This is a genomic window from Dongia sp., from assembly GCF_041909655.1.
Classification (GTDB): domain Bacteria; phylum Pseudomonadota; class Alphaproteobacteria; order Dongiales; family Dongiaceae; genus Dongia.
Genome location: NZ_JAYRDA010000007.1, coordinates 201,546 through 218,668, shown reverse-complemented (window position 1 = coordinate 218,668; position 17,123 = coordinate 201,546). Strand labels below are relative to the sequence as shown.

Annotated in this window: 15 protein-coding genes; 10 read left to right on the top strand and 5 right to left on the bottom strand. The window is 62.5% G+C overall.

Translation table 11 applies throughout. The features are described 5' to 3' along the window. Positions 1-2: 2 nt before the first annotated feature. Positions 3-1,136 carry a trimethyllysine dioxygenase gene (locus ACE3PR_RS16085; RefSeq protein WP_374373944.1) on the bottom strand — a complete coding sequence of 378 codons (1,134 nt, stop codon included), beginning with the start codon at positions 1,134-1,136 and terminating at the stop codon, positions 3-5. A gap of 127 nt (positions 1,137-1,263) precedes the next feature. Between ACE3PR_RS16085 and betI the strand changes: the two genes are divergently transcribed. Continuing rightward, positions 1,264-1,905: a transcriptional regulator BetI gene (betI, locus tag ACE3PR_RS16080; protein WP_374373942.1), complete on the top strand. Its 642-nt coding sequence runs from the start codon at positions 1,264-1,266 to the stop codon at positions 1,903-1,905. Here the strand turns inward: betI and truA are convergent. The 3 genes from truA to def are packed head-to-tail and all read right to left on the bottom strand — an operon-like array spanning position 1,902 to position 4,106. Continuing rightward, the gene (gene truA, locus ACE3PR_RS16075) at positions 1,902-2,639 is read right to left on the bottom strand and encodes a tRNA pseudouridine(38-40) synthase TruA (protein ID WP_374373940.1); all 738 of its coding nucleotides are present in this window, start codon (positions 2,637-2,639) and stop codon (positions 1,902-1,904) included. The genes betI and truA overlap by 4 nt on opposite strands. 10 nt (positions 2,640-2,649) lie before the next feature. Continuing rightward, positions 2,650-3,558: a methionyl-tRNA formyltransferase gene (gene fmt / locus ACE3PR_RS16070; RefSeq protein WP_374374020.1), complete on the bottom strand. Its 909-nt coding sequence runs from the start codon at positions 3,556-3,558 to the stop codon at positions 2,650-2,652. A gap of 23 nt (positions 3,559-3,581) precedes the next feature. Then, on the bottom strand, positions 3,582-4,106 hold the full coding sequence (gene def / locus ACE3PR_RS16065) for a peptide deformylase (RefSeq protein ID WP_374373938.1): 525 nt from the start codon (positions 4,104-4,106) through the stop codon (positions 3,582-3,584). 125 nt (positions 4,107-4,231) lie between these two features. Here def and ACE3PR_RS16060 point away from each other — a divergent pair, with 125 nt between their 5' ends. From ACE3PR_RS16060 to ACE3PR_RS16040, 5 genes are all read left to right on the top strand, one after another. Next, complete coding sequence (locus tag ACE3PR_RS16060; RefSeq protein ID WP_374373936.1) at positions 4,232-5,323, top strand: DNA recombination protein RmuC; 1,092 nt, start codon at positions 4,232-4,234, stop codon at positions 5,321-5,323. Positions 5,324-5,428: 105 nt separating this feature from the next. After that, positions 5,429-6,385, top strand: a complete 957-nt coding sequence (locus tag ACE3PR_RS16055; RefSeq protein ID WP_374373933.1) for an SPFH domain-containing protein — start codon at positions 5,429-5,431, stop codon at positions 6,383-6,385. Between the two features lie 13 nt (positions 6,386-6,398). Then, positions 6,399-6,857, top strand: coding sequence for an NfeD family protein (locus ACE3PR_RS16050; RefSeq protein WP_374373931.1), 459 nt, complete (start codon positions 6,399-6,401; stop codon positions 6,855-6,857). A gap of 61 nt (positions 6,858-6,918) precedes the next feature. Then, positions 6,919-7,779, top strand: a complete 861-nt coding sequence (locus ACE3PR_RS16045; protein WP_374373928.1) for a universal stress protein — start codon at positions 6,919-6,921, stop codon at positions 7,777-7,779. 204 nt (positions 7,780-7,983) lie between these two features. Continuing rightward, a complete protein-coding gene (locus ACE3PR_RS16040; protein ID WP_374373926.1) occupies positions 7,984-8,769 on the top strand; it encodes an Hpt domain-containing protein in 786 nt (261 codons plus the stop codon). A 45-nt stretch (positions 8,770-8,814) separates the two neighbouring features. On the opposite strand, the gene ACE3PR_RS16035 is transcribed toward ACE3PR_RS16040, so the two are convergent. Further along, complete coding sequence (locus tag ACE3PR_RS16035) at positions 8,815-9,669, bottom strand: restriction endonuclease (protein ID WP_374373924.1); 855 nt, start codon at positions 9,667-9,669, stop codon at positions 8,815-8,817. Between the two features lie 403 nt (positions 9,670-10,072). On the opposite strand from ACE3PR_RS16035, the gene ACE3PR_RS16030 reads away from it, so the two are divergent. From ACE3PR_RS16030 to ACE3PR_RS16015, 4 genes are read left to right on the top strand one after another with little or no spacing between them, the layout of a single operon-like run. Next, a complete protein-coding gene (locus ACE3PR_RS16030; RefSeq protein ID WP_374373922.1) occupies positions 10,073-11,791 on the top strand; it encodes a long-chain fatty acid--CoA ligase in 1,719 nt (572 codons plus the stop codon). Further along, entirely contained in the window at positions 11,788-12,924 is a 1,137-nt protein-coding gene (locus ACE3PR_RS16025) for an acetyl-CoA C-acyltransferase (protein WP_374373920.1), read from the top strand. The genes ACE3PR_RS16030 and ACE3PR_RS16025 overlap by 4 nt, the downstream gene beginning before the upstream one ends. After that, positions 12,924-15,251, top strand: a complete 2,328-nt coding sequence (locus ACE3PR_RS16020; protein WP_374373918.1) for a 3-hydroxyacyl-CoA dehydrogenase NAD-binding domain-containing protein — start codon at positions 12,924-12,926, stop codon at positions 15,249-15,251. The genes ACE3PR_RS16025 and ACE3PR_RS16020 overlap by 1 nt, the downstream gene beginning before the upstream one ends. Before the next feature lie 37 nt (positions 15,252-15,288). Then, positions 15,289-17,076, top strand: a complete 1,788-nt coding sequence (locus tag ACE3PR_RS16015; protein ID WP_374373916.1) for an acyl-CoA dehydrogenase C-terminal domain-containing protein — start codon at positions 15,289-15,291, stop codon at positions 17,074-17,076. The last annotated feature ends 47 nt before the right edge of the window (positions 17,077-17,123 follow it).

Below are 17,123 nucleotides of genomic sequence, written 5' to 3'. Positions count from 1 at the left end.
TCTTACGCCGCCGCCCTTGCCTCACGCTTCGCGCGCAGCACACGGAGGCGGCTCTCGACATCTTCCTTGTTGAGATAGGCGCCGGCCAGGCGCCGGTAGCCGCTATAGGCATCGCGGGCGTGGAGCAGGCGCCAATTGTCGAAGAGGACCAGCGAGCCCGGCGCCAGGCGGCGGCGGTATTGCAGGGAGCGATCATTGGCGTGATGCGCGAAAGCCGCATAGGCGGCGGCGAACAGTTCCTGGCGGATGGGCTCCAGCGCAAAGGGTGCGCGGTCGAGATTGTTGAAGCTCACCTGCGCGAGGCGTCCGGTCGCATCGAGCCGCAGCAAGGGCCGCCGCGCCATCAGATGGATGCCGCGCTCATGGTCGATATATTGCCCCGGCACCTCGACCTCGGTCAGCACGCGGTAAAGCTCCGGCGTTTCCCGCCGCATGATCTCGGCGATGCGGAAACCGTCGACGAAGACATTCTCGCCGCCCACGCCGTCGAAGGCGAGGCAATGAAACATCTGATAGCCGGGCGCGTCGAAGCTGTAGGTGCCGTCGGTATGCGGCCCGATCGCCAGCGTCGTATAGGCCGTGTCCTTGTGCTCCATATTGGCGGTGAAATCCCAATAGCCGCCGAAGATGGTCTCGCGGATATAGGCGATGCGCTTCGCCACCGCCTGGGTCGCTTCGGGTGTCGCGGGGGTGCCCTCGACGAAGCAGAAGCCGAAGCGTTCCAGCTTGTCGAGATAGGTTTCGAGCGCGGCGTCGTCCCCGATCACCGCGTCATAGGGCATCTGCGGGAAATCCACCGCGATCTCGGCATCGTTCCAGGTGGTGATATCGCTGGCGAGAAGGCCGACCGGCGACAGGGCCGCGAAAAGATCGGCCGCCTCAAAGGCGCTGCGATGACCGTCCGACCAGGTCACGTCCAGGATTCTGCCGCCCGCGCCCAATTCGATCGCGGTGGCCAGTAGGCCAGCGGGTAGTGCAAAAGTATCGAGCAGCCGTTGCTGGGTTTCGGGGTGGCGGCACTGTGTACAGGTGCAATGATCGCGCAGCCAGGTCTGGGTGAAGACGTGAATCGTATTGCTGGCAAACGCGATCTCGATGCCGTCCCGCTGGATCGCGGCATGGGTGATGTGGATCATGACGAGCTACCCTTGTAAAAAATGTCGACACAAGGATTATTATACGTTTGTATAATACACAAGCAGATTTTATTCAGGTATGGATGAAACCGATTCACGGCATATGAAAAACTGAGGATGGGCTCCGTTGGCTGACAAGGCACCGAAATTCACCCGCGACCTGCCGGAGGCACGGCGCAGGCAATTGATCGAGGCAACCGCGCGCTCGCTGGCGCGCCATGGCCTGGAAGGCACCACCGTGCGCGTGGTGGCGGCGGAGGCCGGCGTTTCGCCCGGCCTCGTGCGGCACCATTTCGCCGGCATGCACGATCTCATCGCCGAGACCTATCGCTGGACCGGCAAGGAGCTCGACAAATCCCTGCGCGCGGCTTTGGCCGCCGCGGCGCCGACACCGGAAGGCCAGCTCCACGCCTTCGTCGATGCCAGTTTCTCGGAACCGATGCTGGACACGGATCTGCTGGGCGTCTGGCTCACCTTCTGGAGCCTCACCCGCACCGATTCCGAAATCCATGCGATCCACGGCAAGGTCTATGCCGGCTATCGGCGACGGCTGGAGGAATTGCTGGGCGCACTCGCCGCCGAGAAGAAGCTCGGTTTCGATCCCCGCCTCGCCACCCTCGCCTTCACCGCCCTGTTGGACGGCCTCTGGCTGGAGCATTGCCTCGATTCCACCACCTTCACCGCAAGGGAAGCAGCATTGATCGCCCATGACTGGCTGGATTCCCTCATCGCCGGGAACTTCATGGCCAGGGCAAGAGTGAAGGCCTAATACGTAACCCGCGTGAGGTAGAGTCCGTCGGGCGGCGCGGTCGGGCCACCTTTGGCGCGGTCGCGTGCCGCCAAAGCGGTGCTCACGTCATCGGCCGACCATTTCCCCTCGCCCACCAGGCGCAGCGTCCCCACCATGTTGCGGACCTGATGATGGAGGAACGAGCGCGCTTCGACCGCGCAGCGTATCTCGTCGCCCACGCGCGTGATGTCGAAGCAATCGAGGGTCTTCACCGGCGATTGCGCCTGGCAGAGGCTGGCGCGGAAGGTCGAAAAATCATGCTTCCCGACGAGGTGTTGCGCTGCTCTGTGCATCGCCGCCGCATCGAGTTCGGGCGCCACCCACCAGACATGGCCGCGTTCGATCACCGGCGGCGCGCGGCGGTTGACGATGCGGTAGAGATAGGCGCGCCCCGTTGCGGAAAAGCGCGCATGGAAATCATCGGCCGCGATTGCGCAGGCCGTGATTGCGACGGGGTTGGGCTTCACATGGAAATTGAGCGCCGCCATCAGACGGGCTGGCTCGATCTCCTTCAGGATATCGACATGCGCGACCTGGCCGGTGGCATGGACACCCGCATCGGTGCGCCCGGCGCCATAGACATGGGTCACTTCCTGCACCGTCGCCAGCACGGCTTCCTCCAGGCATTGCTGCACGGAAAGGCCGTTCTCCTGGCGCTGCCAGCCGACGAAGGGGCCGCCGTCATATTCAAGCGTGAGGCGGAAGCGGGTCACGCCCCACTCCTCATGACAACACGCTGCCCCGGACGAGCTTCACCCCGCGCTGGAACTCGTCGGCGCGCATCGGCTTCTTGCCGGCCTTCTGCACCAGCAGAAGACGCAAGGCGCCCGACCCGCAGGCCACACTCAGATTGTCGTCGAGCAAGGTACCCGGCGCACCGGAACCCGGCACCATCTCGGCTTCCAGCACCTTGAGCCTTTCCCCATCGGGCAGCAGGCACCAGGCACCCGGCACCGGCGCGAAGGCGCGCACCGCACGCTCCAGCATCGTCGCTGAAATCTTCCAGTCCAGCTTCGCCTCGGCGGGCGAAATCTTTGCGGCATAGGTGACGCCGTCCGCGGGCTGATCCGTGGCCGGCAAAGGCAACTCGGAAAGTGTCTCGACGATGAGCTTTGCCCCCAAACCGGCCAGCGCGTCGTGCAACGCGCCCGCATTCATCTCATGCGCGATCTTCACCACGCCGCGTTTCAGCATCGGCCCGGTATCGAGGCCCACATCCATCTGCATGATGGTGATGCCGGTCTCGGTATCGCCCGCCAGGATCGCACGCTGGATCGGCGCGGCCCCGCGCCAGCGCGGCAGAAGCGAGGCATGAATATTGAGACAGCCGAATTTCGGTGCTGCGAGAAGCACGCGCGGCAGCAGCAATCCATAGGCCGCAACCACGGCGACATCGGCCCGGTGCGCCACGAAAGCGGCCTGCGCCTCTGCGTCTTTCAGCGAGTGGGGCGTGAACACGGCCAGGCCGTGTTTCTCGGCCAATTGCTGCACGGGTGATTTGCGCAAGCTCTGGCCGCGGCCCGCCGGTCGCGGCGGCTGCGCATAAACGGCGACGATTTCGTGGCCCGCCTCGATCAGCGCTGCCAGAGCGGAAGCCGCGAAATCCGGCGTGCCCATGAGGACCACGCGCATCGGCGACGTCGCCTGGGCCGTCATCAGGCCGGCACGCCGGCGCCGAGCTTCTTCGCCTTCACCAATTTCCGGAGGATGATGTTGCGTTTCAGCGAGGTGAGATGATCGATGAAGAGCACCCCGTCGAGATGGTCGATCTCGTGCTGCACGCAGGTCGCGAGCAGACCCTCGGCCGCCAACTCCTTCACCTCGTTGTGCTCGTCGAGATAGCGCACGCGGCAGGCGGCCGGTCGCACCACATCGGCGTAATGTTCAGGCACCGACAGGCAGCCTTCGTTGTAGCTGGCATCGTCATCGGAAACCCAGACGATTTCCGGGTTCGCCATCTTCAAGGGGGCGGGCGCCTCGCCCTCGGGGGCGATGTCGAGCACGATGACGCGCTTCAAGACACCGACCTGGGGGGCTGCGAGGCCGATCCCGGGCGCCTTGTACATGGTCTCCAGCATGTCGGCCATGAGCTGCTGGATCTCGGAATCCACCGCGACGACGGGTTCCGATTTTTTCAGCAGCCGCGGGTCCGGTGCCACAAGGATGGGTAGCTGGGCCATGATGGGGTCTGATGCTCCTCGCTTTCGGGCTTTACCTATGGATTCCCGGGGCTATCGTCAAGCGGAGCGGGGCCGAATCGGGCCGCCGCCCATATAGCCACACCTGTGCTTGAGAGGAAAACGCCATGGAATCCAGCCCTATTCTGCTGGTCCTGCTGGGGATCATCACCCTGCTGCTGGTGGCGGTATTGGTGGTGGTTTTCCGCCGCAATCAGGCCCCGGCAGCGGCCCCAGACCCACGCCTCGACCAATTGGCGGGCCAGCTTCAATCCCTCTCCGCCGCCCAGGCCGCCGCCCAGGCGGCGATCGACCAGCGCCTCGACCAGCGCCTCAATCTGCTCTCCGACCGTGTCCATGAACGCCTCGCTTTGTCGGCGACCGAGGCCGGCCAGTCGTTGGGCGAGCTCAAGGAGCGCCTGGCCGTCATCGATGCCGCCCAGAAGAACATTGCCGAGCTCTCGACCCGCATGGTGAGTTTGCAGGACATTCTTTCCAACAAGCAGGCGCGCGGTGCCTTCGGCGAGGTGCAATTGGCCGACATCGTCCGCACCGTGATGGCGCCGGTGAATTACGAATTCCAGGCCACACTCTCGGGCGGCAAGCGCGTCGATTGCCTGCTGAAACTGCCCAACCCGCCCGGCGCCATCGGCATCGATTCCAAATTCCCGCTGGAATCCTACCGGGCCATCCGCGATTCACAGGACGATGCCGCGCTGGTGCAGGCGCGGCGCGAGTTCTCGGCGGCGATCCGCCTTCATGTGCGCGCCATTGCCGAGAAATACATCGTCGCCGGCGAGACCGCGGATTCGGCCCTCATGTTCGTGCCCTCGGAAGCGGTCTATGCCGAGATCCACGCCAATTTCCCGAACCTGGTCGAGGAAGCCGGCCGCGTCCGTGTCTGGATCGTCTCGCCCACCACCCTGATGGCGACGCTCACCACCATGCGCGCGGTCTTGAAGGATGTGCGCATGCGCGAGCAGGCCCATGTCATTCAGGCCAAGGTCGGCGAACTGGCCAAGGACATCGAACGCCTCGACGAACGCGCCGGTCGGCTGCAGAAGCATTTCGACCAGGCCGTCGACGACGTGCGCCAGATCCGCATCTCCACCGACAAGGTGGTGAAGAAGGCCGACGATATCGAGAAAGTCGGTCTCGAGGCGCCGGAAGCGGCGGCCGGATTGGAGAATCCCCTGCCGAAAATTCCGGTCGCAAGCTGAAGGCGTCGCGCCAGTTTCACTTGCAACCGGCGCAAAGCCCCCTACATTCTTGAGGCGGTCGGTCGCGATCTGGCAGATCGATGCGTTATGGGGGATTTTATGGTCATGAGCACCTTTGCGATTTTCGTCATCGTCCTGCTGGTCCTTGCAATCCTGCTGGTCTTCATGGGCATAAAATCGGTGCCGCAGGGCCGCGAATGGACCATCGAGCGCTTCGGCCGCTATACCCAGACCCTGCGCCCGGGCCTCAATTTCATCATCCCCTTCGTCGACCGCATCGGCGCCAAGATCAACATGATGGAATCGGTGCTCGACGTGCCGACCCAGGAAGTGATCACCAAGGACAACGCGATGGTCAGCGTCGACGGCGTCGTCTTCTATCAGGTGCTGGACGCCGCCAAGGCCGCCTATGAGGTGAACGATCTCGAGAACGCGGTCCTCAACCTCACCATGACCAATATCCGCACCGTGATGGGCGGCATGGATCTCGACGAACTCCTTTCACTGCGCGACAAGATCAACGCGCAGCTCCTCCATGTGGTGGATGATGCGACCCAGCCCTGGGGCATCAAGGTGACGCGCATCGAGATCAAGGACATCGCGCCGCCGAAGGATCTGGTCGAAAGCATGGGCCGGCAGATGAAGGCCGAGCGCGACAAGCGCGCCGCCATCCTGGAAGCCGAAGGGTTGCGGCAATCAGCGATCCTGAAGGCCGAGGGCGAGAAGCAGGCCGCGATCCTGCAGGCAGAAGGCCAGCGCGAAGCCGCCTTCCGCGAAGCCGAAGCCCGCGAACGTCTCGCGGAAGCAGAAGCAAAGGCAACCGCGGTCGTCTCGGAATCGATCGCCAAGGGCAGCGTCCAGGCGGTCAATTACTTCCTCGGCCTCAAATACACCGAGGCATTGCAGAAGATCGCCAGCGCCCCCAATCACAAAGTCATCCTGATGCCGCTCGAAGCCAGCAATGTGCTGGGTGCGCTGGGTGGCATCGCCGAGCTCGCGAAATCCGCTTTGGGCGATCGCAGCGGCGGTGCCGGCGGCACCGGCCCCTGGCAGAAACCTTGAGCTGGGCGAGGGCATGATGAACGAGGTGACCTTCGTCTTCGAACTGGAATTCTGGCACTGGATGATCCTGGCGGCTTTGCTCGCGGGACTGGAAATCCTGACGCCGGGCTTCTTCTTCCTGTGGCTGGGTGGGGCAGCACTCCTCACCGGCATCGTGGCGCTGATCGTGCCCAGCCTCGGCTGGGATGTGCAGGTGCTGATCTTCGCCATCCTCTCCGGCGCCTCGGTCCTCGCCTGGTACAAATTCCGCCACAAGCTGGTGATCGCCAGCGACGACAACACGCTCAACCGGCGCGGCGAGCAATTGCTGGGCCGTGTCGCCACTTTGTCGGAGCCGATCGTCAACGGCCGCGGCCAGATCCATATCGACGATACCGTGTGGCGCTGTGAAGGCGCCGACATGCCGGCCGGCACCCGCGTCAAGGTGACCTCCGTGCGCGGGAGCATGCTGTCGGTCGAAGGGAGCAACTAACAGGCGCGGCCAAGACGCCGTCAGAGATGGGGCGCCATCTATTGAGAGGGAATGTCGAAGCATGAAGATTCTTGTCGCCACGGATTTGTCGCCGCGCTCGGACCGCGCCCTGGATCGCAGCTATGCGCTGGCCCGGGAACTGAAAGCCGAACTGACGATCCTCTACGTGGTCGATACGGATCTGCCGCTGGAACTGAAGACGCATTCGATCGAATGGGCGCGCGCCGCACTCGCCAAGGAAATCGCGGCGCAGGCCGCCAAGACCGGCATCACCGCCCATGCCACGGTTCTTGCCGGACATCCCAAGACCGACATCGCCCGTCAGGCCGCCGCCATCAAGGCCGACCTCATCGTCCTCGGCGTGCACAACCAGGCGGCCATGCCGACACCGCGCTCCTTCGCCGCGACCACCGCCGGCCAGATCGTGAAATCAAGCCACCTCCCGATCCTGCTGGTCAAGCAGGAGGCCGACCGGCCCTACCGCCAGGTCGTGATCGGCGTCGATTTTTCGGTCTATTCCCGCGCCGCCTTGCGGGCCGCGATGAAGCTGGCCGAGGGCGCCCAGTTCCATCTGGTCCATGCCTTCCACGTCCCCTTCAAGGGCTTCATGGCGAGCAATGCCGCGGCCGAGGAAGTGGCACTCGACCAACGCCTCGCCTTCGACACCTTCCTCGAAGATGAAATGGAGATCCTCGCCCGGCGCGGTCAGGAGAGCGGCATTCCGGCCGCCAGCCTCACCAAGGTCGTGCGCGAGGGCGAACCGCATATGCTGTTGCCGGCCGCCTGCGCCGAGCTCAATGCGGATCTGCTGGTCATCGGCACCCATGGCCGCACCGGCGTCTCGGCGGCGATCTGGGGCAGCGTCGCCACCGATATCCTCAATCACCCGCCCACCGACATCCTGGTGGTGAAGGCCTTCTGAAAAGTGAAATAGCGAACCACCATAGATAGTTAGCGCCTGTTTTGGCGGGTCTCTACGAACACCGGGCGGCCACTCGCCGGCCGTCATCCCGGCCTTTTAATCTTTCTTCACTTTCTTGCCCGAAACTCACAACCCACCGATCCGGGGATGGCCGCCCGCCAGCAGCCACGCCGATCCGGGACCGGGGAACAGGGAGAGTGAAGCGTGGTCAAAGTCATTGGTGCCAATGCCGACGAATTGGCGCAGCGGGACGAACTCGAATTTCGCGACGAGGCGACTCAACATATTGCCGAGATGAACCGCCTGCTGGACGAGATCGCCACCCAGGGGCCGCAGGACTCGCTGCTGGAAGATTTCCGCCGCCACGGCCATGAATTGCAGGGCGCCGGGCGCAGCTTCGGCTATCCCGTCCTCACCATGATCGCCCATCGCCTCGGCACCTATCTCGACGACATGAACGAATGGCAGGCGCGCAGCCAGGCCGATCTGCAGACCTTCGTCGACAAACTGGGCGAGATGCTGGAACGGCGCACTCAGCCCGTCGACGAGGAAATCGCCAGCATCGTCCGCGCCCTTCCCTCGATCATCAATCAATCCTTCTCCGAGAACGACGTCGAGATCCGCAATGTCGAAATCCTGCTGGTGACGCCCGCCCGCGCCGTCGCCAAGCTGATCGCCCAGCAGATCAAGGCCTGCGGCTTCCGCGTCACCACCCTGGCCGATCCGGTGGAGGCACTCGCCATGACGCTTCGCCTCCGCCCGGACATGGTGCTCACCTCGCAGGTGATGTCGGGCTTGAACGGCGTCGATCTCCTGCGCGCCCTCAAAGCCATCGAGGTGACCGAGAAAATTCCCGGCGCCGTCCTCACCAGCCAGGACCTCGCCGCCGCCGCCTTCAGCCGACTGCCCGAAGGCACCGCCATCATCCGCACCGGCGGCAATTTCGCCGACGATTTCGCCAAGGTGGTGACGCAATACGGATTGGGGTGAGGACGGGGGCAAGGCCGGCCTCTTGAATAAAAACTGTGCGAACGTTTATTTTTCCGGAAACAAACTCCTCACTCGCTCGAATGGGTTCCTATATTCGGAAGCGTGTCGAGCTTTTTCCGTAATGATAGCGGGCAAAGAAATACAGCGGCGAATCGCATCATAAATATCCATACCATCCATCATGATAATGCGACGAGCCGTGAATGCTTTCAGCGCACCCTCAGTGAATCCTTCATAGCTAACAAATAAACCTCGGGTCCACTGAGGGCGTTCCTCGATCTTTCCCTGAAAGGCGTGAAGAGTGGATGCTTCCGTTCGCGTGTTATGCCATTTCGCTTCGACTAGATAAGTAGCGCTATCATGTTGGAATGAGCCGTCAATCTGCTCCCCCACAACCCTGAAACCGGCGCGTGCATCCATTCCCCAAGCGTCAAACAACTTAGTAAGGAATTTCTCAAAGGCATAGCCTCTCGCCTGAGGCGCCATGCCATGAAGAGCCAGAAAATCAGCATCCAACTGCGCTATCTGCGCTGCACTCGGTCCCTTTGATTCGGACTTCGATTCTTGCTCGATGGCCTCACCATATTCAGGACGCTGGATGCCACCGAGCCTTTCAACAATTGCACTGAGTCTTTGGCGGGCTCTGGTGACAGTTTCTGCTTTCTCTTGGTTAATCCTCGCGTTCTCTCTGTACTCCCAGAGAGCAGTGAGTGCTTTGACAATCGCTACTCGCTGACCAATCTGCAGGAATGATCGCAGCCGCTTTCCTTTTGAATTACCAATGGCAGCATATGCGTCGTCATAAATATTCACGCCAACCTCAGATCGAAAAAATTCAGCAAAGGTCGCGTTCGTAAAATCCAACACGTATCCTGAACTCATTCCGGTAAGTTCATCCACGAGCCTTAGCTCTATGGGACGAAGCGCCTCACTGCCTTGCCGTTCTGTCATAGTGACTTCTCGTTGGAGTTAGGCTCCGGAAGGATGATGCTATGCGACGTCAGCCCCGCTAACGAATGCTGATCGATATAACCCTAGTTAGATTCGTCTGATTCGACCACGTTGAGGGGCGGTCCGTCGCCGAGAGTGTCATGGGCTAAAGTCAGCCTAGCTGTCCTTTTCTCTCACCTCCCCCACCAATATTCCGTTAACCATTCCTTTGCCTAAAAGGCCGGAGAATGGGCATGATTGCGGGCGGCCCGGAGACCGGCCGTGTGCCCGAGTCGGGCGTTGCTGTCGCCGCCATTGAAGAAGCGGCACGGCGCTTCGGAAGGAACCCATGGAGATTCCAAGGGAGACAAGGATGCCGTCGGGGGTGGGGGCGAGTGCCGGGGTGCCGGTCTGGATCGGCGCCTATCCGCCGGGGGTCGATTGGGCGGCAGCGATTGCGCCCAAGCCCGTCTATGCGCTCCTCGACGAGCAGGCGGCGCTCCATCCCGATCATGATTGCGTCGATTTCCTCGACAAGCGTTATTCCTATGCCGAGATCAAGCGCCTCTCCGATCGCATCGCCAAGGGATTGCAGGCGATCGGCCTCATGCCGGGCCAGCGCCTCGGCCTCTTCCTCCCCAATTGCCCCTATTTCGTCGCCTTCTATCACGGTGCCTTGAAGGCCGGGGCGTGCCTCGTGAATTTCAACCCGCTTTACGCCGAGCCGGAGATCGAGCGCCAGATCGCCGATGCCGAATGCGATTTCATGGTGACGCTCGACGTCGTCCAATTGCTGCCCAAGCTCGATGCGGTGCTGCCGAAATGCCGGGTGAAATCGGTCATCGTCTGCCCGATGGCGGACCAGCTCCCTTTTCCGCAGAACATGGTCTATCCCTTCGTCATGCGCTCGGCCCGCGCGCGGATGAAAATCGACAGCCGCCACATCGCCTTGAAGGATCTCATCGACAATGACGGCGCCTATGCGCCCGTGACGGTCGACTGCCAGAACGACGTGGCGCTCCTCCAATATACCGGCGGCACGACCGGCGTGCCCAAGGGCGCCATGCTCTCCCACGCCAATGTCTATACCAACGCCATCCAGGCGAAGCGCTTCTTCTATTCGGTGGACAGCCCCAAAGCGCGGGTGGTGGGCGTATTGCCGCTCTTCCACGCCTTCGCCATGACCTGCGTCATGAACTGGACGCTCTCAGTCGGCGGCTGCATGATTCTGGAACCGAAATTCGACACGCAGAAGCTCCTGAAGCTCATCCACCGCAAGCGCCCCACCGCATTGGTCGGTGTCCCGACCTTGTTCAACGCTCTTCTGAACGCGCCCAATCTGGACGATTTTGATCTTTCCTCGCTGCTCTTCAGCATTTCCGGCGGCGCCCCCTTGCCCACCGAAGTGCGCAAGAAATTCGAGGCGAAATCAGGGACCCATCTCATCGAAGGCTATGGCCTCTCCGAAGCCTCGCCGGTCTGCTGCTGCAACCCGGTCCATACCGGCGGCAAAACGGGCTCGATCGGCCTCCCCTTCCCGCTCACCACCTGCGAGATCGTCTCGCTCGACGATCCGCACAAGGAGGTCGCCCCCGGCGAGAAGGGCGAGATCTGCTTCCGCGGTCCCCAGGTGATGCTGGGCTATTGGAAGCGCCCCGAAGCCACGGCGGAAGTCATCTATGACGGCCGCCTCCATACCGGCGATGTCGGGCATATCGATGAGGACGGCTATGTCTTCATCACCGACCGGTTGAAGGAGATGATCAACGCCTCCGGCTTCAAGGTCTATCCGCGCGTGATCGAGGAAGCGCTTTACGAACACAGCGCCGTCAAGGAATGCGCGGTGATCGGTATCGACGATCCCTATCGCGGCCAGACGGTCAAGGCCTTCGTCGTGCTGAAGGACGGCATGCAGGCCAGCGCCGAGGAAATCGATGCCTTCCTGGAAAACCGCCTCTCGAAGATCGAAAAACCGCGCCTATATGAATTCCGTACCGAATTGCCGAAGAGCATCATCGGCAAGATCCTCAAGAAAATCCTCGCCGACGAGGAAAAGGCGCGCGCCGCCGCCACCAAGGAGATCAGACCATGACCGATGTCGTCATCGCGGGCTATCAGCGCTCGCCCTTTCATTTCGCGAACAAGGGCGCGCTGATCAAAGTCAGGCCCGACGATCTCGCCGCTTATGTGGTCAAGGGTGTCCTTGAGAAGACCAAGGTGATGACCAGCGATCTCGAGGACCTCATCGTCGGCTGCGCCTTTCCGGAGGGCGAGCAGGGCTTCAACGTGGCACGCCTCATCGGCATGATCGCGGATCTGCCGCAATCGGTGGCCGGCGCCACGGTGAACAGATTTTGCGGCTCCTCCATGCAGGCCATCCATATGGCGGCCGGCTCGATCTTGATGGGGGCGGGCGAGGCCTTTCTCTGCGCCGGGATCGAGAGCATGACACGGGTGCCCATGCTGGGCTTCAACCCGATGCCGAACCCGGCTTTGGCCGAGCGCCTGCCCGCCGCCTATGTCTCGATGGGCATCACCGCCGAGAACGTCGCCAACAAATACAAGATCAGCCGCAAGGAGCAGGAGGAATTCGCTGTCCTCAGCCAGCAGAAAGCGAGTGCCGCCCGCGCCGCCGGGAAGTTGAAAGACGAGATCGTCCCCATTCAGGCCGGGAAGGATCTGGTGAGCGAGGATGGCACCATCCGCGCCGACACCACGCTGGAAGGTCTTGCCGGTTTGAAGCCGGCTTTCGATGCCAATGGCTCGGTGACCGCCGCCACCTCTTCGCCCCTGACCGACGGCGCCGCCGCCTGCCTCGTCACCAGCGCCGCCTATGCCAAGGCGCATAACCTGCCGGTACTTGCCAAGATCCGCAGCATCGCGGTCGCCGGCTGCGCGCCGGAGATCATGGGGATCGGCCCGGTCGTGGCGACACAGAAGGCGCTGAAACGCGCCGGCCTCAAGATCGAGGATATCGACATCATCGAGTTGAACGAGGCCTTCGCCTCGCAATCCCTTGCCTGTATCCGCGACCTCAAAATCGACATCGCCAAGGTCAATCTCGATGGCGGCGCCATCGCGCTCGGCCATCCTCTGGGTGCCACGGGTGCGCGCATCACCGGGAAGGCCGCATCGCTCTTGAAACGCGAGGGCAAGAAATTCGCCTTGGCCACCCAATGCATCGGCGGCGGCCAGGGCATCGCCACCATCCTGGAGGCCGTCTGATGGCGATAAAAAAGGCCTGCGTCATCGGCGCCGGTGTGATGGGCAGCGGCATCGCCGCCCAGATCGCCAATGCGGGCGTGCCCGTTCTGCTGCTCGACATCGTGCCGAAGGAAGGGGCCGATAGATCGGCCATCGCCAAGGGCGCCATCGAGAAATTGCTGAAGGCAGATCCGGCGCCGCTCATGTCGAAAGCGGCGGCCAAGCTGATCACGCCGGGGAATACCGAGGACGACCTCGATCAGCTGGCCGATGTGGATTGGATCGTCGAGGCGGTGATCGAGCGGCTCGACATCAAACAGGCGCTCTATCAGAAGCTGGAGGGAAAACGGAAGAAGGGCTCGATCCTCTCCTCCAACACCTCGACCATTCCTCTGGCCACCTTGATGCAGGGCCTGCCCGACAGCATCCAGGCCGATTTCTGCATCACCCATTTCTTCAACCCGCCGCGCTATATGCGCCTCCTCGAAATCGTCGGCGGGGCGAAGACGCGGCCGCAAGTGATCAGTGACGTCAGCGATTTCGGCGACCGCATGCTGGGGAAGACGATTGTTCGCGCCAAGGACACGCCGGGTTTCGTCGGCAACCGCATCGGCGTCTTCTGGATGCAGGCCGCGGTGACGGCGGCGCTTGATCTCGGCCTCACCGTGGAGGAAGCAGATACGATCATGGGCCGCCCGATCGGCGCGCCCAAGACCGGTCTCTTCGGCCTCCTGGACCTCGTCGGCCTCGACCTCATGCCCCATGTCGACAAATCGATGGCGAGCCTGCTCGCACCCGACGATGCCTATATGAAATTGCGTCGCCCCTGGCCGCTCCTCGAAAAGATGATCGCCGACGGCTATACCGGCCGCAAGGGCAAGGGCGGCTTCTATCGCCTCAACACAGCGGGCGGGGCGAAGGTCAAGGAATCAATCGACCTCAAGACCGGCGAATATAGCCCCAGCGACCGCGCGCGGCTCGATTCCGCCGATGCCGCCAAGGGCGGTTTGAAGGCCCTGGTCGGGCACAAGGACAAAGGCGGGCAATATGCCTGGCGCGTCCTCTCCCAATTGCTCTCCTATGCCGCTTCGCTGGTCCCCGAGATCGCCGATGACGTGGTGGCGATCGATCAGGGCATGAAGACCGGCTACAATTGGAAGCGCGGCCCCTTCGAGATGATCGACCAGATGGGCGCCGCCTGGTTCGCCGAAAAACTCGCCGCCGAGAAAATGCCGGTGCCGCCTTTCCTCGAAAAGGCTGCCAAGGCCGGCGGCTTCTACAAGACCGAGGCTGGCCGGATCCAGCATCTCAAACCCGACGGTAGCTACACGCCGCTCACGCGGCCCGACGGCGTGCTGCTGCTTTCCGACATCAAGCTCGGCACCAAGCCGATCATGAAGAACGGTTCCGCCTCGCTCTGGGATATCGGCGATGGTGTCGCCTGTCTCGAATTCCACAGCAAGATGAACGCGCTCGATCCCGACAGCCTCGGTCTCGTCAAACAGGCGGTGGATCACGTGGGCAAAAAGATGAAGGCCCTCGTCATCCATAACGAGGCCGAGAATTTTTCCGTGGGCGCCAATATCGGCCTCGCCCTCTTTGCCGCCAATATCGCCATGTGGCCGATGATCGACGACATGATCGGCACCGGCCAATCCGCCTACAAGGCGGTGAAGTTCGCGCCCTTCCCCATCGTGGGCGCACCTGCCGGCATGGCTTTGGGCGGCGGCTGCGAGATCCTGCTCCATTGCGCGGCGATCCAGGCCCATGCCGAAACCTATATGGGTCTGGTCGAAGTCGGCGTCGGCCTCATTCCCGGCTGGGGCGGCTGCAAGGAGATGCTGCTCCGGTACCAACCCGGCGCGCGCGATCCCAAGGGGCCGATGCCGCCGGTGGCGCAGGCCTTCGAGACGATCTCCCTGGCCAAGGTCGCCAAATCCGCCCATGAGGCGAAGGAGATGCGTTTCCTCCGCCAGGACGATGCCATCACCATGAATCGCGACCGCCTGCTTTACGACGCCAAGCAGAAGGCACTGGCCTTGGTGGCCGCCAACTACCAGCCGCCGGCGCCGCAGGAATTGCGCCTCCCCGGTGCCACCGGTCAGGTGGCCTTGAAGCTCGCCGTCGAGGGCTTTGCGCAGCAAGGGAAGGCGCTGCCCCATGACGTCACTGTCTCGGGCGCGCTCGCGGAGGTACTGACCGGCGGCAAGACCGACATCACCGAGATCGTTACCGAAGACCAGATCTCGAAGCTGGAGAAGAGGGCCTTCATGCATCTGCTGCGCACCAATCCCACGCTGGCGCGGATGGAACACATGCTCACCACCGGCAAGCCGCTCAGGAATTGATTGCGCAGGGATCGATTGCCCGACATCGGAGACACATATGCCCGCCTATAAAGCGCCCTTGCGCGAGATCAAATTCATCCTGACCGAGGTTCTGCGCGCCGAGAACCTGCCGCAGCAAGTTCCCGATTTCGCCGATGCGACGCCGGATGTGATCGACGCCATTCTGGAAGAGGCGGCGAAGTTCTGCGAAGAGGTCCTGCAACCCCTCAATCATTCCGGCGACGAGGAAGGCTGTCATTTCGAGAACGGCGCGGTGACGACGCCCAAGGGCTTCAAGGAAGCCTATAAGACCTTCATCGAAGGCGGCTGGACCGGCCTGCCCTGCGACCCGGAATATGGCGGCCAGGGCTTGCCCAAGCTGGTCAATTTCGCAGTCGAAGAAATGATCTGCTCGGCCAATCTCTCCTTCGGCATGTATCCCGGTCTTTCCAACGGCAATTACAACGCCATCCATGCCCATGGCAGCGACGAACAGAAGGCGCTCTATCTTCCCAAGCTCGTCGACGGGACCTGGACCGGCACGATGTGCCTCACGGAGCCCCATTGCGGCACCGATCTTGGCCTCTGCAAGACGCGGGCGGAAGCGAATCCCGACGGCTCCTACAAACTCTACGGCACCAAGATCTTCATCTCGGCCGGCGAGCACGATCTCACCGAGAACATCGTGCATCTGGTGCTGGCGCGCCTCCCTTATGCGCCCGCCGGCATTCGCGGCATCTCGCTCTTCGTCTGCCCGAAATTCCTGCCCGATGCGGACGGCAAGCCGGGTGCGCGCAATCCCGTGGTTTGCGGTTCGATCGAGAAGAAGATGGGGATCAAGGCCTCCTCGACCTGCGTCATGAATTTCGACGGTGCGCAAGCCTGGCTGGTGGGTCGCCCGCACAAGGGCATGTCGGCGATGTTCACCATGATGAACACGGCGCGCCTTGCCGTCGGCATGCAGGGCCTCGGCATTGCGGAAGCCGCCTATCAGGGCGCCGTCACCTATGCGCGCGACCGCTTGCAGATGCGCGCATTGACCGGCGCCAAATTCCCGGAAAAGCCGGCCGACCCCATCATCGTGCATCCGGACGTGCGGCGCATGCTGCTCACCATGCGCAGCATCACCGAGGGCTGCCGCGCGCTCTCCTACTGGATCGGCTACAACCTCGACGTCTCGCTGCATCATCCCGAGATCGAGAAGCGGCAGGAAGCCGACGATCTGGTGGCGCTGATGACGCCGATCGTCAAAGCCTTCCTCACCGATCACGGCTTCAACGCCGCCAATCTCGGCGTGCAGGTCTATGGCGGCCACGGCTATATCCGCGAATGGGGCATGGAACAATTGGTGCGCGATGCGCGCATCACCCAGATCTATGAAGGCACCAACGGCATCCAGGCCCTGGACCTCGTCGGGCGCAAATTGCCCACAGGAATGGGCCGCCTCGCCCGCCGCTTCTTCCATCCGGTGAGCGACTACATCGAGACCGCGAGCGAGAACCCGGAGATGGCGGAATTCGTCCTCCCCCTCGCCAAGGGTTTTGCGAAATTGCAGCAGGCCACCGCCTGGATCGCGCAAGCGGGCCTTGCCAATCCCAACGAAGCGGGAGCGGCCGCCACCGATTACCAGCGCCTCTTCGCGCTGGTGGCCTTGGGTTATATGTGGTGCCGCATGGTCGAGGTGGCGCTTGCCAACAAGGATCAGGACCCGGACGGCTTCTATGCGGCGAAGCTCCAGACCGCGCGCTTCTATTTCGCGCGCATTCTTCCGGAGACCAATTCGCTCTTCACCATCCTCATGGCCGGCTCCGATTCGCTGATGGCCATGCCGGCGGACTCATTCTGATCTTGTTTCGATCGTCTTTTCTGACGGTTATGTGACGGTCTTTACGT

Excerpts from the sequence above, each read along its gene's own strand:
- ACE3PR_RS16045 (WP_374373928.1), top strand. The coding sequence starts at position 6,919 with ATGAAGATTCTTGTCGCCACGGATTTGTCGCCGCGCTCGGACCGCGCC.
- ACE3PR_RS16020 (WP_374373918.1), top strand. The coding sequence starts at position 12,924 with ATGGCGATAAAAAAGGCCTGCGTCATCGGCGCCGGTGTGATGGGCAGC.
- ACE3PR_RS16055 (WP_374373933.1), top strand. The coding sequence starts at position 5,429 with ATGAGCACCTTTGCGATTTTCGTCATCGTCCTGCTGGTCCTTGCAATC.
- ACE3PR_RS16015 (WP_374373916.1), top strand. The coding sequence starts at position 15,289 with ATGCCCGCCTATAAAGCGCCCTTGCGCGAGATCAAATTCATCCTGACC.
- fmt (WP_374374020.1), bottom strand. The coding sequence starts at position 3,558 with ATGCGCGTGGTCCTCATGGGCACGCCGGATTTCGCGGCTTCCGCTCTG.
- ACE3PR_RS16030 (WP_374373922.1), top strand. The coding sequence starts at position 10,073 with ATGCCGTCGGGGGTGGGGGCGAGTGCCGGGGTGCCGGTCTGGATCGGC.
- ACE3PR_RS16025 (WP_374373920.1), top strand. The coding sequence starts at position 11,788 with ATGACCGATGTCGTCATCGCGGGCTATCAGCGCTCGCCCTTTCATTTC.
- ACE3PR_RS16050 (WP_374373931.1), top strand. The coding sequence starts at position 6,399 with ATGATGAACGAGGTGACCTTCGTCTTCGAACTGGAATTCTGGCACTGG.
- ACE3PR_RS16085 (WP_374373944.1), bottom strand. The coding sequence starts at position 1,136 with ATGATCCACATCACCCATGCCGCGATCCAGCGGGACGGCATCGAGATC.
- def (WP_374373938.1), bottom strand. The coding sequence starts at position 4,106 with ATGGCCCAGCTACCCATCCTTGTGGCACCGGACCCGCGGCTGCTGAAA.
- ACE3PR_RS16060 (WP_374373936.1), top strand. The coding sequence starts at position 4,232 with ATGGAATCCAGCCCTATTCTGCTGGTCCTGCTGGGGATCATCACCCTG.